This window comes from Sabulicella flocculans (assembly GCF_045449635.1).
In the GTDB taxonomy this organism is placed as follows: domain Bacteria; phylum Pseudomonadota; class Alphaproteobacteria; order Acetobacterales; family Acetobacteraceae; genus Roseococcus.
This window is the reverse complement of sequence record NZ_JBJJBR010000006.1, coordinates 40,440-54,550: the sequence shown is the minus strand read 5'-3', so window position 1 is coordinate 54,550 and position 14,111 is coordinate 40,440. Positions and strand designations below refer to the sequence as shown.

The 14,111-nt window shown below is 71.1% G+C and carries 14 protein-coding genes; 10 read left to right on the top strand and 4 right to left on the bottom strand.

The window, feature by feature from the left end:
• Nucleotides 1-3: 3 nt before the first annotated feature.
• Complete coding sequence (locus ACI6QG_RS08610; RefSeq protein ID WP_407024182.1) at nucleotides 4-402, top strand: proton-translocating transhydrogenase family protein; 399 nt, start codon at nucleotides 4-6, stop codon at nucleotides 400-402.
• A 5-nt stretch (nucleotides 403-407) separates the two neighbouring features.
• Nucleotides 408-1,811, top strand: a complete 1,404-nt coding sequence (locus tag ACI6QG_RS08605; protein ID WP_407024181.1) for an NAD(P)(+) transhydrogenase (Re/Si-specific) subunit beta — start codon at nucleotides 408-410, stop codon at nucleotides 1,809-1,811.
• Between the two features lie 22 nt (nucleotides 1,812-1,833).
• Here ACI6QG_RS08605 and ACI6QG_RS08600 read toward each other — a convergent pair whose 3' ends face one another.
• From ACI6QG_RS08600 to dnaG, 3 genes are all read right to left on the bottom strand, one after another.
• Nucleotides 1,834-2,406 carry a GNAT family N-acetyltransferase gene (locus ACI6QG_RS08600; protein ID WP_407024180.1) on the bottom strand — a complete coding sequence of 191 codons (573 nt, stop codon included), beginning with the start codon at nucleotides 2,404-2,406 and terminating at the stop codon, nucleotides 1,834-1,836.
• A 2-nt stretch (nucleotides 2,407-2,408) separates the two neighbouring features.
• Nucleotides 2,409-4,331 (bottom strand): RNA polymerase sigma factor RpoD, encoded by a 1,923-nt coding sequence (gene rpoD, locus ACI6QG_RS08595; protein WP_407024179.1) that lies wholly within the window; start codon nucleotides 4,329-4,331, stop codon nucleotides 2,409-2,411.
• Between the two features lie 64 nt (nucleotides 4,332-4,395).
• Entirely contained in the window at nucleotides 4,396-6,165 is a 1,770-nt protein-coding gene (dnaG, locus tag ACI6QG_RS08590) for a DNA primase (RefSeq protein ID WP_407024178.1), read from the bottom strand.
• A gap of 52 nt (nucleotides 6,166-6,217) precedes the next feature.
• Between dnaG and ACI6QG_RS08585 the strand changes: the two genes are divergently transcribed.
• On the top strand, nucleotides 6,218-6,427 hold the full coding sequence (locus ACI6QG_RS08585; protein WP_407024177.1) for a DUF3126 family protein: 210 nt from the start codon (nucleotides 6,218-6,220) through the stop codon (nucleotides 6,425-6,427).
• Between the two features lie 6 nt (nucleotides 6,428-6,433).
• Here the strand turns inward: ACI6QG_RS08585 and ACI6QG_RS08580 are convergent, their stop codons facing one another.
• Nucleotides 6,434-6,886 carry a GatB/YqeY domain-containing protein gene (locus ACI6QG_RS08580; protein ID WP_407024176.1) on the bottom strand — a complete coding sequence of 151 codons (453 nt, stop codon included), beginning with the start codon at nucleotides 6,884-6,886 and terminating at the stop codon, nucleotides 6,434-6,436.
• Nucleotides 6,887-6,965: 79 nt separating this feature from the next.
• On the opposite strand from ACI6QG_RS08580, the gene carA reads away from it, so the two are divergent.
• The 7 genes from carA (at nucleotide 6,966) to greA (ending at nucleotide 14,035) form a co-directional block, all read left to right on the top strand.
• Nucleotides 6,966-8,324, top strand: a complete 1,359-nt coding sequence (gene carA, locus ACI6QG_RS08575) for a glutamine-hydrolyzing carbamoyl-phosphate synthase small subunit (protein WP_407024175.1) — start codon at nucleotides 6,966-6,968, stop codon at nucleotides 8,322-8,324.
• Entirely contained in the window at nucleotides 8,321-9,070 is a 750-nt protein-coding gene (locus ACI6QG_RS08570; protein ID WP_407024174.1) for an SDR family NAD(P)-dependent oxidoreductase, read from the top strand. The genes carA and ACI6QG_RS08570 overlap by 4 nt, the downstream gene beginning before the upstream one ends.
• A gap of 1 nt (nucleotide 9,071) precedes the next feature.
• Entirely contained in the window at nucleotides 9,072-9,707 is a 636-nt protein-coding gene (locus tag ACI6QG_RS08565) for a LysE family translocator (protein WP_407024173.1), read from the top strand.
• Entirely contained in the window at nucleotides 9,704-9,940 is a 237-nt protein-coding gene (locus ACI6QG_RS08560) for a hypothetical protein (protein WP_407024172.1), read from the top strand. Before ACI6QG_RS08565 ends, ACI6QG_RS08560 begins: the two co-directional genes overlap by 4 nt.
• On the top strand, nucleotides 9,937-10,194 hold the full coding sequence (locus ACI6QG_RS08555) for a hypothetical protein (protein WP_407024171.1): 258 nt from the start codon (nucleotides 9,937-9,939) through the stop codon (nucleotides 10,192-10,194). Before ACI6QG_RS08560 ends, ACI6QG_RS08555 begins: the two co-directional genes overlap by 4 nt.
• Nucleotides 10,195-10,200: 6 nt before the next feature.
• Entirely contained in the window at nucleotides 10,201-13,461 is a 3,261-nt protein-coding gene (gene carB, locus ACI6QG_RS08550; RefSeq protein ID WP_407024170.1) for a carbamoyl-phosphate synthase large subunit, read from the top strand.
• 100 nt (nucleotides 13,462-13,561) lie between these two features.
• The gene (gene greA, locus ACI6QG_RS08545; protein WP_407024169.1) at nucleotides 13,562-14,035 is read left to right on the top strand and encodes a transcription elongation factor GreA; all 474 of its coding nucleotides are present in this window, start codon (nucleotides 13,562-13,564) and stop codon (nucleotides 14,033-14,035) included.
• Nucleotides 14,036-14,111: the final 76 nt, after the last annotated feature.

The window sequence follows — 14,111 nt, the reverse complement described above, 5'->3', positions numbered from 1 at the left end:
GAGATGAACCCGAACGTGATCGCGGTGGAGGCGCAGGCGCTGGCCGACCGCGCCGCCGCCCTGGCGCTCCAGGCCCGCAGCATGGCGGACACGGTGGCCCCCGTCGCCGCCGCCGCCGAGCCCTTCCTGCTGCTGCTGACCGTGTTCCTGCTGGCCTGCTTCGTCGGCTACTACGTGGTGTGGCAGGTCACGCCGGCGCTGCATTCGCCGCTGATGGGCGTCACCAACGCCATCTCCTCCGTCATCGTGGTGGGCGCCATCCTGGCCACCGGCACGGCGGAGAGCGGGCTGGCGCGCTTCTTCGGCTTCGTCGCCATCATCCTCGCCTCGGTGAACATCTTCGGCGGCTTCCTGGTCACGCGGCGGATGCTGGCGATGTTCCAGTCCAAGAAGAAGGGCTGAGCGCCATGCAGACCCTGACCACCCTGGCCTACCTCGTCGCCTCCGTCCTGTTCATCCTGGCGCTGCGCGGGCTGTCGCACCCCACCACCTCGCGCCAGGGCAACCTGTACGGCATGGTGGGCATGGGCATCGCCATCCTCGCCACCCTGTTCAAGCCGGGCATGGACATGGGGGGCATCGCCCTCATCGTCGCCGGGCTGGCCATCGGCGGCGCCATCGGCGCGTACCTGGCCAACAAGGTGCAGATGACGTCGCTGCCGCAGCTGGTGGCGGCCTTCCACAGCCTCGTCGGCATGGCCGCGGTGTTCGTGGCGGCGGCGGCCTTCTACAGCCCCGAAAGCTTCGGCATCGGCGTGCGCGGCAACATCAAGGCGGCCTCGCTGGTCGAGATGTCGCTGGGCTTGGCCATCGGCGCCATCACCTTCTCCGGCTCCGTCATCGCCTTCGCCAAGCTGGACGGGCGGATGTCGGGCGCGCCCATCATCTTCAAGGGCCAGCACATGCTCAACGCGGCGCTGGGCGCGCTGCTGCTGCTGCTGGTGCTGGTCTTCGTCTCCACCGGCTCGCCGCTGCTGTTCTGGGTGATCGCGCTGCTGGCCTTCGCGCTGGGCTTCCTGCTCATCATCCCCATCGGCGGGGCGGACATGCCGGTGGTGGTGTCCATGCTGAACAGCTACTCGGGCTGGGCGGCGGCGGGCATCGGCTTCACCATCGGCAACCTGCTGCTGATCGTCACCGGCGCGCTGGTCGGCGCCTCGGGCGCCATCCTCTCCTACATCATGTGCAAGGGGATGAACCGCTCGATCATCAACGTGCTGCTGGGCGGCTTCGGCTCCGACACCGGCGTCGCCGCCGCGGCGGGCGGCGGGGCGGACCGTGCCCCGGTGAAGGCCGGTTCGCCGGAGGACGCGGCCTTCATCATGAAGAACGCTTCCAAGATCATCGTCGTGCCCGGCTACGGCATGGCGGTGGCCCAGGCGCAGCAGGTGGTGCGCGAGATGGCCGACCTGCTGAAGAAGGAGGGCGCCGAGGTCTCCTACGCCATCCACCCCGTGGCGGGGCGCATGCCCGGCCACATGAACGTGCTGCTGGCCGAGGCCAACGTGCCCTATGACGAGGTGCACGAGCTGGAGGAGATCAACCCCGAATTCGCCGAGGCCGACGTGGCCTACGTGATCGGGGCCAACGACGTGACCAACCCGGCGGCCAAGACCGACAAGTCCAGCGCCATCTACGGCATGCCGATCCTGGATGTGGAGCGCGCCAAGACGGTGTTCTTCGTCAAGCGCGGCATGGCCTCGGGCTATGCCGGCGTGGAGAACGAGCTGTTCTTCCGTCCCAACACCATGATGCTGTTCGGCGACGCCAAGAAGGTGACGCAGGAGATCGTGCAGGCGCTCCAGCGCTGAGGGGCGCCGGGCCGGTTGCGCCCTACAGGCGCAGCCGGTCGGGGATGGGCAGGCCCAGCCGGTCGGGCACCGGCCATTCCTCGCGCACCGTGCGCAGGCGGCGGAAGCCGGCGCGCTCGTAGTTGGGCAGGGCGCGCGGGTGGTCGGCGGTGCAGGTGTTCACCGTCAGCGCCGCGCAGCCCTCCGCCCAGGCGGCGGCGATGGCGTGGTGCAGCAGCGCCATGCCCAGCCCCTGGCCGATGGCGCCGGGCAGCAACCCGAAATAGGCCAGGTTGGTGGCACCGCGGTTGCGCCGGTCCAGCTCGTAGAAGCCCAGAGCCTGCCCGGCCGCGTCGCGGGCGACGTGGACGCTGATGCGCGGGTCGGCCAGCACCTCGTCCAGCTGGGCGTCGCTCAGGGTGCGGCGCAGCCACCAGACGTAGTCCTGCCCCACCCCGTCATAAAGGCGGCGGTACTGCGCCACGCTGGCCCGCGGCCGCAGCCGCTCCACCGTCACGCCCGGCGGCAGCGGCGGCGGCGGCGCGGCGGGCCGGCGATCCATCCGCAGGAAGGTGACCTCCACCGCGATGCGCGTCACCGGCTCCACCGCGAACATCCTCAATGCTCCAGGAAGGACCGCAGCTTGCGCGAGCGCGAGGGGTGCTTGAGCTTGCGCAGCGCCTTCGCCTCGATCTGGCGGATGCGCTCGCGCGTCACGTTGAACTGCTGGCCGACCTCCTCCAGCGTGTGGTCGGTGTTCATGCCGATGCCGAAGCGCATGCGCAGCACGCGCTCCTCGCGCGGCGTCAGGCTGCCCAGCACCCGCGTGGTGGCCTCGCGCAGGTTGGCCTGGATGGCGGCGTCCAGCGGGATGACGGCGTTCTTGTCCTCGATGAAGTCGCCCAGGTGGCTGTCCTCCTCGTCGCCGATCGGCGTCTCCAGGGAGATCGGCTCCTTGGCGATCTTGAGGACCTTGCGCACCTTCTCCAGCGGCATGCCCAGCTTCTCGGCCAGCTCCTCCGGCTGCGGCTCGCGGCCGATCTCATGGAGCATCTGGCGCGAGGTGCGGACCAGCTTGTTGATCGTCTCGATCATGTGGACCGGGATGCGGATGGTCCGCGCCTGGTCGGCGATGGAGCGGGTGATGGCCTGGCGGATCCACCACGTCGCGTAGGTGGAGAACTTGTAGCCGCGGCGGTACTCGAACTTGTCCACCGCCTTCATCAGCCCGATGTTGCCCTCCTGGATCAGGTCCAGGAACTGCAGGCCGCGGTTGGTGTACTTCTTGGCGATGGAGATCACGAGGCGCAGGTTGGCCTCGATCATCTCCCGCTTGGCGCGGTTCATGTCGCGCTCGCCATCCGCCACCGTGCGGTAGACGCGGCGGAACTCGCCCACCGGCAGGCCGGAATCGGTGGCCACCTGCGCGATCTCGGCGCGGATCTCCTCCAGCGGCTCGCGCGAGCGCGCGGCGAAGGCCTGCCAGTACTTGCTCTTGATCTTGGCGGCGCGGTCCAGGAAGCCCGGGTCCAGCTCGCTGCCGATCCACATCGGCAGGAAGTCCTCGCGCTTGACCTTGTGCGCCATCGCCAGGCGCATCACCTGCCCGTCCAGCGACGTCAGCCGCTTGTTGAGGCCCTTGAGCTGCTCGACCAGCTCCTCGATGCGGTTGTTGTGCAGGTGCACCTTCTGCACCAGCGCCACCAGCTCGCCGCGCGCCTTCTCGTAGGTCTTCTCCGAGCGCCCGGCCAGCTCCCCGCCCGAGGTGTAGGCGTCCATGCGCTTGGCCGACAGCTTCTGCAGCTTGCCGTAGCCCTCGCGGATGGCGTCGAAGGCGGCCAGCGCCTCGGGCTTCAGCTTCTCCTCCAGGGCGGAGAGCGACAGGCCGACGCCCTCGCCTTCATCGCCCTCCTCGAACTCCTCCGGCTCGGCGGGGGCGCCGTCGGGGTTGTCGGCGTTGTTGGTGGCCTCCAGGTCGATCACGTCGCGCAGCAGCATGCGCGGCGGCTCGGCCTTCAGCGCGTCGTGCCAGGCCAGGATGGCCTTGAAGGTCAGCGGGCTCTCGCACAGCCCGCCGATCATCATGTCGCGCCCGGCCTCGATGCGCTTGGCGATGGCGATCTCGCCCTCGCGCGAGAGCAGCTCGACGCTGCCCATCTCGCGCAGGTACATGCGCACGGGGTCGTCGGTGCGGCCGAGGTTCTCCTCGTCCACGTTGCCGCCGGACTCCTCGTCGCCCTCCTTCTCCTCGCCCTCGCCCTCGGCCTTCGCGGGCTTGCCCTCGGCCTCGGCGTCCTCCTCGGCCTCGACGACGTTGATGCCGGCCTCGCTCAGCGCGGCCAGCGTGTCCTCCATGAACTCGGTGGTGGTCTGGCCCTCGGGCAGGGCCGCGTTCACCTCGTCGAAGGTGACGTAGCCGCGCTCCTTGCCGCGGGCGATCAGCTTCTTCACCGCCGCGGAGGTCACGTCCAGCAGGACGCCCTCCACCGCCTCCTCGCGGGCCTCGGCCGTGTCGGTGCCGTTCGCCGTCTTCGTCGCCATGCGCTGCCTGCTCCGTCTCAACCAACCGCGGGGGAAAAAGGCCCCCCATATATAGGGTGGCGATTCAACCCCCCTCGCCGTCCCCGTCCGCCTCGCCCCGGCGCAGCGCGTCCAGCGCCGCCGCCAGGCGGATCAGCCGGGTCTGCGCGCCGGCATCCGCCGTCTCGGTCAGCGCCGCCGCCGCCGATTGCAGGTCCGCCACCAGTTCCGCCTCCCCGCGCAGGAAGCCGAAGATCTGCCAGAACGCCTCCAGCGCCTCCGCCGGCGTCGCCTCGGCGCGGGCGCCGGGCGGCAGGTCGGGGCGACGCAGGAAGTCCGTGATGATCCCGGATTCCGCGAGGTGGGCGATGAGGTCCGCCGAGTCAAGGCGCGGCGCGGTGGGCAGCCATGCCAGCACCGCGTCCCGGGCCGCGCGCAGGGGGCCTTCGGGGTAGTCCAGCAGGGCCAGCGGCTCCTCCACCTCGGGTAGCAGGTGGGGGTGGGCGGCGCAGATGCCCAGCAGGATGGCGGCGCGCGCGTCCCGCGCCGCCCCGGCATCGGGCACCGGGCGGGCGTGGCGCGGCGCCGCCTTGCGGTCCGGCCGCTTGGAGGCGGCGAAGAAGCGGTCCAGCAGGGCGCGGCGGTACTCCGCGGCCAGCGCCTTGTCGGGGATGGCGTTGGCCGCCGCCACCAGCCGGTTGCGCAGCAGGGCCCGGCCCTCCGGCTTGTCCGGCAGGGTGCCGCCGGCCAGCAGGCCGAACAGCGCCTCGCTCATCGGCCGGGCGGCGTCCAGCACGGCCTGCATGGCGCGCGGCCCGCCGCGGCGGATCAGCGAATCCGGGTCCTCCTTCGCCGGCAGGGTGGCGAAGCGCAGCGACTTCTCCGGGCTCAGCAGCGGCAGCGCCACCTCCGCCGCGCGGCCCGCCGCCCGTGCGCCCGCCGTGTCGCCGTCGAAGCACAGCACCGGCTCGGCCGAGACGCGCCACAGCTCGGCCATCTGCTCGGCGGTCAGCGCGGTGCCCAGGGGGGCCACCGCCCCGCCGAAGCCGGCCTGGTGCAGGGCGATGACGTCCATGTAGCCCTCGGCCACCACCAGCGGCGCCCCGCGGAAGCAGGCCTCCCGCGCCAGATCCAGCGCGTAGAGGTTGCGCCGCTTGGAGAACACGGCGGTCTCCGGCCCGTTGACGTATTTGGGCTGCCCGTCGCCCAGGATGCGCCCGCCGAAGGACACCAGCCGCCCTCGCCGGTCGCGGATGGGGAACATGACGCGGTTGAAGAACAGGTCGGTCAGCCGGCCCTCGCGGTCCTGCATCAGCCCGGCCTCGACCAGCTGGCGGGGCTCGATGCCCTCCTCGCGCAGCTCGGCCAGCAGGGCGCCGCGGCCCTCGCCGCTCCAGCCCAGGCCGAAACGGGCGATGGTCTCCTCCCCCAGCCCGCGGCCCTTGAGGTAGGCCAGCGCCTCCGCCCCGGCGGCGGTGCGCAGGCGGCGGGCGTAGCTGGCCTGCGCGGCCTCCAGCACGCCGTGGATGTCCCTGGCGCGCTGCTCGCGCGCGCGGGCCTCCGGGGTGGGCTTGGGCACCTCCAGCCCGGCCTCGGCGGCCAGGCGCTCCACCGCCTCCATGAAGGAGGCGCCCTCGGCGCGCATCAGGAAGGCGAAGGCATCCCCGTGCGCGCCGCAGCCGAAGCAGTGGAAATGCTCGTCATAGACATAGAAGGAGGGGGACTTCTCGTTGTGGAAGGGGCAGCAGCCCTTCCACTGCCGCCCGGCCTTGGCCAGCCGCGTGCGCCGCCCGATCAGCCCCGGCAGGGGGGTGCGCAGGCGCAATTCGTCGAGGAAGGCAGGGGGAAGGGCCATGCGGAAGCGCGCGAGGGTAGAGCATGGAACGCCGCCGCGCTAAAGCGCCCCGATGAAGCCCAACGAGATCGCCGCCGTCCAGGCCCACCTCCGCAAGCTGCTCGGCAGCCAGCGCCTCCACATCCGCGCCGCGCAGACGCGCAACGGCCCGGTGGAGCTGCTGGTGGACGGCGAGACCATCGGCACCGTGGACCGCGACGAGGAGGAGGGCGAGGTGGCCTACCACGTCACCATCTCCGTCCTCGCCGAGGACCTGGGCTGAGGGGCGTCAGCCCCCCAGCGCCGCCTTCACCAGCGGGCCGGCCTTGGCCATGTCCAGGCTGGCCGCGTGCCTGGCGCGCAGGGCGGCCATCACCTTGCCCATCTCCTTCACGCCGGTCGCGCCCGTTTCCGCCACCGCCGCCTGCACGGCGGCCTGCATCGCCGCCTCGTCCATCTGCTGCGGCAGGAAGGATTCGATGACGGCGATCTCCGCCTCCTCCTTCTCGGCCAGTTCGGGGCGGTTGCCCTGGCGGTACAGCTCCACCGACTCCCGGCGGGACTTGGCCATGCCGCGCAGAAGGGCGACGATGGCGGCTTCGTCCAGCGGCGGGCCGGGGCGGGCGGCGATGTCGGCGTCCTTTAGCTTGGCCTGCACCATGCGCAGGGTCGCCACCTTGGGCGCCTGCTTGCCCAGCATCGCCGCCTTGAGTTCCGCCGTGAAGCGTTCGCGCAGTTCCATGCCTGTCTCCTGGGAAGAAAATTCCCAGCCTTCCTGATTCAACTCGACCTGGGAAATCGCTTCCCATATACAGGGTGCCATGCGCACCGTGGACGACATCCTCCAGCGCCTCGGCGGGGCCGAGGCCGCCGCCGCCGCCTGCGGCGTGGGCACCGAGGCCATCCGCAAGTGGCGCCAATCCGGCGCCGTCCCCGCCAAGCACTGGCCCGCCATCCTGGCGGCCACCGGCCTGTCCCTGGCAGACTTGGCCCCTTCCAAGCAAGACCCCGAGGAACCCGCCATGCCCGATGCCGCGCCCGAAGGCGCCACCGCCGCCCTGGTGCTGGACGACGGCACGGTGCTCTGGGGCCTGGGCTTCGGCGCCCATGGCACCGCCGTGGCGGAGATCTGCTTCAACACCGGCCTGACCGGCTACCAGGAGACGCTGACCGACCCGTCCTATGCCGGGCAGGTCATCTGCTTCACCTTCCCGCACATCGGCAATGTCGGCACCAACCCCGAGGACATGGAGGCCACCACCCCGGTCGCCCGCGGCCTGGTGGTGAAGCAGGACGTCACCGAGCCCTCCAGCTACCGCGCCACCCGCCACCTGCACGAATGGCTGCTGAGCCACGGCATCCCCGGCATCGGCGGGGTGGACACCCGAGCGCTGACCGCGCGCATCCGCGACGGCGGCGCGCCCAACGGCGTGCTGCACTTCCCCGCCGATGGCCGCTTCGACATCCCTTCCCTGCTGGCCCAGGCCAAGGCCTGGCCCGGGCTGCAAGGCATGGACCTGGCGAAGGAGGTCACCGCGCGGCAGGCCTATTCCTGGAACGAGACGCGCTGGGCCTGGGGCGCGGGCTTCGGCAGGCAGGAGGCGCCGACCAGGAAGGTCGTCGCGGTGGACTACGGCGCCAAGCGCAACATCCTGCGCTGCCTGGCCGATGCCGGCTGCGAGGTGACGGTGCTGCCCGCCACCGCCACGGCGGAGGACATCCTGCGCCACCAGCCCGACGGCGTCTTCCTGAGCAACGGCCCCGGCGACCCGGCGGCCACGGGGGCCTATGCCGTGCCCGCCATCCAGGGCGTGCTGGAGCAGAAGGTCCCGGTGTTCGGCATCTGCCTGGGCCACCAGCTGCTGGCCCTGGCGCTGGGCGCCAAGACCTACAAGCTGGAGCGCGGGCACCGCGGCGCCAACCAGCCGGTGCAGGACCTGCAGACCGGCAAGGTGGAGATCACCAGCCAGAACCACGGCTTCGCGGTGGACGAGGCCTCGCTGCCGCCGACGGTGAAGGTCACGCACCGCTCGCTGTTCGACGGCACCAACGAGGGCATCGCCGCGACCGACCGCCCGGCCTTCTCCGTGCAGTACCACCCGGAGGCCTCGCCGGGGCCGTCCGATTCCCACTACCTTTTCCATCGCTTCGTGAAGCTGATGGAGGACGCCAAGGGATGATGTGGGACCTGTCGGGGCGCGTGGCGCTGGTCACCGGGGGCAATGGCGGCATCGGGCTGGGCATGGCCCGGGCGCTGGCCGCCAACGGCGCCGCCGTGGCGGTGACGGGCCGCAGCGCCGCCAAGAACGCCCAGGCCGCCGCCACCCTGCCCGAGGCGCTGGTGATAGAGGCCGACCTGACCGGCCCCGGCGCCGCCGAGGCGGTGCTGGCCCAGGTGACGGCGCGCTTCGGCCGCCTGGACATCCTGGTCAACAACGCCGGCACCAACATCCGCAAGCGGCCGGAGGAGGTGTCGGACGAGGACTGGCACCGCGTGCTGGACATCAACCTGCATTCGCTGATGCGCCTGACCCGCGCCGCGCACCCGCTGCTGAAGGCGCAGGGCGTCGGGCGCGTCATCAACGTGGCGTCCATCATGGCGCTGTTCGGGCTGCCCTTCTCGCCGGCCTATGCGGCGTCGAAGGGCGCGGTGGTGCAGTACACCAAGGTGCTGGCCACCGCCTGGGCGCAGGATGGCATCACCGCCAACGCCGTGCTGCCCGGCTGGATCGAGACCGAGCTGACCGACCGCGCGCGCGAGCACCAGCCCGGGCTGTACGAGCGCCAGATCGCCCGCACCCCCCTCGGCCGCTGGGGCAAGCCGGAGGACCTGGGCGGCATCGCCGCCTTCCTGGCCAGCGACGCCGCCGCCTTCGTGACCGGCGCCGCCATCCCGGTGGATGGCGGCTTCGCGGCGATGGGGTGACATGCCCAGCACGGAGACATTGCTGGTCTTCGCCGCCCTCTCGCTCGGCCTCGCGGCCACGCCGGGGCCGAACATGCTCTACCTCGTCTCCCGCGCGCTGGCGCAGGGGACGCGGGCGGGCATGGTGTCGCTCGCCGGCTGCCAGGCGGGGTCGCTCGCCATCATGCTCTGCGCCGCGGGCGGGCTGACGGCGGCGCTGTTCGCCGTGCCCTTCGCCTGGGATGCGCTGCGCATCGGCGGCGCGCTCTACCTGCTGTGGATGGCGTGGCAATGCGTGCGCCCCGGCGGGCAGCCCTTGTTCGCGCCGCGGCCGATGCCGGCGGAATCCGATGCGCGGCTGTTTTCCGTGGGCTTCGCCACGGCGGCGCTGAACCCCAAGGTGGCGCTGTTCTACGTCGCGGTCTTCCCGCCCTTCCTCGACCCCGCGCGGGGCGACGTGTTCTCCCAGGCGGTGGTGCTGGGCTGCGTGCAGATCGCCGTCTGCACCCTGTTCGACGGCGTGCTGGTGAAGGGGGCGGCGGCCACCGCGCGCTTCCTGTCCACCCGCCCGGCTTTCCTGGCCCTGCAACGCTGGGTGCTGGGCGCGGCGCTGGCGCTGCTGGCGGCCAGGCTGGCGACGCAGGGGCGCGCCGCATGACGCCGCTGCTGCTGCTGCCGCCGCTGGCCTTCGCCGCGCTGCTGCTCACCATCGCGCTGCAACGCGCGCTCCCCTCGCGCGAGGCGGCGATGGGCCTGTCCATGCTGCTGCTCGGGCTGCTGCTCCACGCCACCACGGCGCTGGACCGCTGGTGGGTGGTGGGCCTCGTCGCCGCCGCGCAGGCCATGGCGGCGGGCGTCGTCGCGCTGCGGGTGCGGAGGTTCGGGCGTTGAACCTCGCCGTGCCCCTGCTGGCGCTGGCCTATAACGGGCTGGTGCTGTTCTGGCTGGCCCACGCGCTGCGCAAGATCTACACCGCGCGCCGCGCCGCCTGGTCGGCCTTCCTCATCTCGGTCGCCGTGCATTCCGCCACCATGCTGTTCCTGGACGCGGAGAACCGGCTGACCGCGCTCATCTTCTGGGCCGTGCCGCACATGCTGCTGCTGCCCCTCCTCCTCTACAGCGCCCAGCGCGCCAACCGGGACTGACACGCCATGCCCAAGCGCACCGACATCCAGAGCATCCTCATCATCGGCGCCGGCCCCATCGTCATCGGCCAGGCCTGCGAGTTCGACTATTCCGGCGCCCAGGCCTGCAAGGCGCTGCGGGCCGAGGGCTACCGCGTCATCCTGGTCAACTCCAACCCGGCGACGATCATGACCGACCCGGGCCTGGCGGACGCCACCTACATCGAGCCGATCACGCCCGAGGTGGTGGAGAAGATCATCGCCAAGGAGAAGCCGGACGCCCTGCTGCCCACCATGGGCGGGCAGACCGCGCTGAACACCGCGCTGAAGCTGGACGCCATGGGCGTGCTGGCCAGGCACGGCTGCGAGCTGATCGGCGCCAAGGCCGAGGTCATCGACAAGGCGGAGGACCGCCAGAAGTTCCGCGACGCGATGACCAAGATCGGCATCGAGAGCCCGCGCTCGGGCATCGCGCACACCATGGAGGAGGCGCGCGAGGCGCTGGCCATGGTCGGCCTGCCCTGCGTCATCCGCCCCTCCTTCACGCTGGGCGGCACCGGCGGCGGCATCGCCTACAACAAGGAGGAGTTCGAGCAGATCGTCGCCGCCGGCCTCGACGCCTCCATGACCTCCGAGGTGCTGATCGAGGAAAGCGTGCTGGGCTGGAAGGAGTTCGAGATGGAGGTGGTCCGCGACCGCGCGGACAACTGCATCATCGTCTGCTCCATCGAGAACCTGGACGCCATGGGCGTGCACACCGGCGACAGCGTGACGGTGGCCCCGGCGCTGACGCTGACCGACCGCGAATACCAGCGCATGCGCGACGCCTCCATCGCCTGCCTGCGCGAGATCGGCGTGGACACCGGCGGCTCCAACGTGCAGTTCGGCATCAACCCCGCCGATGGGCGCATGGTGGTGATCGAGATGAACCCGCGCGTCAGCCGCAGCAGCGCGCTCGCGTCCAAGGCCACCGGCTTCCCCATCGCCAAGATCGCCGCGAAGCTGGCCGTGGGCTACACGCTGGACGAGCTGGGGAACGACATCACCAAGGTCACGCCCGCCTCCTTCGAGCCGACCATCGACTACGTGGTGGTGAAGATTCCCCGCTTCACCTTCGAGAAGTTCCCCGGCACCCCGGCGACGCTCACCACCTCCATGAAGTCGGTGGGCGAGAGCATGGCCATCGGCCGCTCCTTCGCCGAAGCCTTGCAGAAGGGGCTGCGCTCGCTGGAAACCGGCCTGTCCGGGCTGGATGAGCAGGCGCCGCCGGGCGATGGCTCGCGCGAGGCCTTCATGGCGTCGCTGGCCACGCCGCGCCCCGACCGCGTGCTGACGGTGGCGCAGGCGCTGCGCGCCGGGCTGTCGGTGGACGACATCCACGCCGCCTGCAAGTTCGACCCCTGGTTCATCCGCGAGGTGGAGCGCATCGTGAAGGCCGAGGCGCAGGTGAAGGCCAAGGGCCTGCCCACCACCGCCCCGGCCCTGCGCAACCTCAAGGCGCTGGGCTTCAGCGACCGCCAGCTGGCGCGCCTCACCGGCCGGACGGAGGGCGAGGTCTTCGCCGCGCGCGACCGGCTGGGCGTGCAGCCGGTGTTCAAGCGCATCGACACCTGCGCCGCCGAGTTCGCCTCCGACACCCCCTACATGTACTCCACCTACGAGGGCGGCTTCGGCACGCCCGAGTGTGAATCGCGCCCCACCGCCGCGAAGAAGGTGGTCATCCTCGGCGGCGGGCCGAACCGCATCGGCCAGGGCATCGAGTTCGACTACTGCTGCGTCCACGCCTGCTACGCGCTCAGCGAGAAGCACGGGGGACCGGCGGGCATCGAGACCATCATGGTCAACTGCAACCCCGAGACCGTCAGCACCGACTACGACACCGCCGACCGCCTGTACTTCGAGCCGCTGACGCCCGAGGACGTCATCGCCCTGATCCGCAAGGAGCAGCAGAATGGCGAGGTCATCGGCTGCATCGTGCAGTATGGCGGGCAGACGCCGCTCAAGCTCTCCCAGGCGCTGGACAAGGCGGGCATCCCCATCCTGGGCACCTCCGCCGAGGCCATCGACATCGCCGAGGACCGCGAGCGCTTCCAGCAGCTGCTGCACGGCATCGGCCTGAAGCAGCCGCGCAACGGCATCGCGCGCGACCTGGAGGAGGCGCTGAAGGTGGCCGAGGAGATCGGCTACCCGGTCGTCGTCCGCCCCTCCTATGTGCTGGGCGGCCGCGCCATGGAGATCGCGCGCGATGCCGAGCAGCTGCGCCGCTTCGGCGCCGAGGCGGTGAAGGTGAGCGGCGACAACCCCATCCTGATCGACCAGTACCTCAGCGACGCCATCGAGGTGGACGTGGACTGCATCGCCGACCGCGCCGGCAACGTCTACGTCGCCGGCGTGATGGAGCACATCGAGGAAGCCGGCATCCATTCCGGCGACAGCGCGTGCTCCCTGCCGCCCTACTCGCTGGCGCCGACGGTGGTGACGGAGATCAAGCTGCAGACCGACGCCATGGCCCGCGCGCTGAAGGTGCAGGGGCTGATGAACGTGCAGTTCGCCGTGAAGGACCGCGAGATCTTCGTCCTCGAGGTGAACCCGCGCGCGTCGCGCACCGTGCCCTTCGTGGCGAAGGCGACGGGCGTGCCGGTGGCCAAGATCGGCGCCCGCGTGATGGCCGGCGCGCTGCTGAGCGAGTTCAACCTGGACGACGACGCGGTGAACCGCCACGTCGCGGTGAAGGAGGCGGTGTTCCCCTTCAACCGCTTCCCCGGCGTGGACGTGCTGCTGGGCCCGGAGATGAAGAGCACCGGCGAGGTGATGGGCCTCGACACCTCCTTCGAGCGCGCCTTCCTCAAGTCCCAGATGGGCGCGGGGGTGAAGCTGCCGACGGAGGGCGCGGCCTTCATCTCGGTGCGCGAGGGCGACAAGGGCGCCGCGGTGGGCATCGCCCGGCGGCTGAGCGAGCTGGGCTTCCGCATCCTCGCCACGCGGGGCACGGCGGCGAAGCTGAAGGCGGCGGGGCTGGAGGCGGCGGTGCTGAACAAGGTGCTGGAAGGCCGCCCGCACTGCGCGGACGCCATCAAGTCGGGCGAGATCCAGCTGGTGATCAACACCTCCGGTGGCGGGCAGAGCGTGTCGGACAGCTTCGACATCCGCCGCTCGGCCCTGACGCAGGGGGTGCCGCACTACACCACCATGGCCGGGGCGCGGGCGGCGGTGGGGGCCATCGCGGCGCTGCGCGCGCAAACCCTTGATGTGGCGCCGCTCCAATCCTACTCTCCCGCCTTGTTCTGACAGCGGGCGGGGGCGGCCACGTCCCCGCCCCCCTCCCCACCGCCGGCGTGTGTTCAGCGGGCCGTCCGCCCGGCGGGAAAGATGCGCGAAGGACCGAGCCTTGCAGAAGTTCCCGATGACCGCCGAGGGCCTGGCCAGGCTGGAAGAGGAGTTGCGGCACCTCAAGGGCGAGGAGCGCCCGGCCATCATCGCCGCCATCGCCGAGGCGCGCGCCCATGGCGACCTGTCGGAGAACGCCGAGTACCACGCGGCGCGCGAGCGGCAATCCTTCATCGAGGGCCGCATCGGCGAGCTGGAATCCGTGATCCCCTCCGTCGAGGTGGTGGACGTCTCCAAGTTCAGCGGCGACGAGGTGCGCTTCGGCGCCCGCGTCACCATCCTGGACGAGGAGACGGAGAAGGAGCAGACCTACCGCATCGTCGGCCAGCACGAGGCCGACATGAAGACGCACTCCATCTCCCTCACCTCACCGCTGGCCAGGGCGCTGATGAACAAGAAGGTGGGCCAGACGGTGGAGGTGCCGGCGCCGGGCGGCGCGCGCTCGGTGGAGATCACCAAGGTCTCCTTCACCTGAACACCCCCAGGGTCTGGAGCGCGATCCAGCCTTTGCTGAGAGGACGATTCACCGCCTTGATGATTCCATCAAGGCG

Bases quoted from the DNA above. Each gene is read 5' to 3' on its own strand.
- ACI6QG_RS08600 (WP_407024180.1), bottom strand. From the start codon at position 2,406: ATGTTCGCGGTGGAGCCGGTGACGCGCATCGCGGTGGAGGTCACCTTC.
- carA (WP_407024175.1), top strand. From the start codon at position 6,966: ATGCGCACCGTGGACGACATCCTCCAGCGCCTCGGCGGGGCCGAGGCC.
- ACI6QG_RS08570 (WP_407024174.1), top strand. From the start codon at position 8,321: ATGATGTGGGACCTGTCGGGGCGCGTGGCGCTGGTCACCGGGGGCAAT.
- ACI6QG_RS08580 (WP_407024176.1), bottom strand. From the start codon at position 6,886: ATGGAACTGCGCGAACGCTTCACGGCGGAACTCAAGGCGGCGATGCTG.
- ACI6QG_RS08605 (WP_407024181.1), top strand. From the start codon at position 408: ATGCAGACCCTGACCACCCTGGCCTACCTCGTCGCCTCCGTCCTGTTC.
- ACI6QG_RS08610 (WP_407024182.1), top strand. From the start codon at position 4: ATGAACCCGAACGTGATCGCGGTGGAGGCGCAGGCGCTGGCCGACCGC.
- ACI6QG_RS08585 (WP_407024177.1), top strand. From the start codon at position 6,218: ATGAAGCCCAACGAGATCGCCGCCGTCCAGGCCCACCTCCGCAAGCTG.
- carB (WP_407024170.1), top strand. From the start codon at position 10,201: ATGCCCAAGCGCACCGACATCCAGAGCATCCTCATCATCGGCGCCGGC.
- rpoD (WP_407024179.1), bottom strand. From the start codon at position 4,331: ATGGCGACGAAGACGGCGAACGGCACCGACACGGCCGAGGCCCGCGAG.
- ACI6QG_RS08560 (WP_407024172.1), top strand. From the start codon at position 9,704: ATGACGCCGCTGCTGCTGCTGCCGCCGCTGGCCTTCGCCGCGCTGCTG.
- ACI6QG_RS08565 (WP_407024173.1), top strand. From the start codon at position 9,072: ATGCCCAGCACGGAGACATTGCTGGTCTTCGCCGCCCTCTCGCTCGGC.
- dnaG (WP_407024178.1), bottom strand. From the start codon at position 6,165: ATGGCCCTTCCCCCTGCCTTCCTCGACGAATTGCGCCTGCGCACCCCC.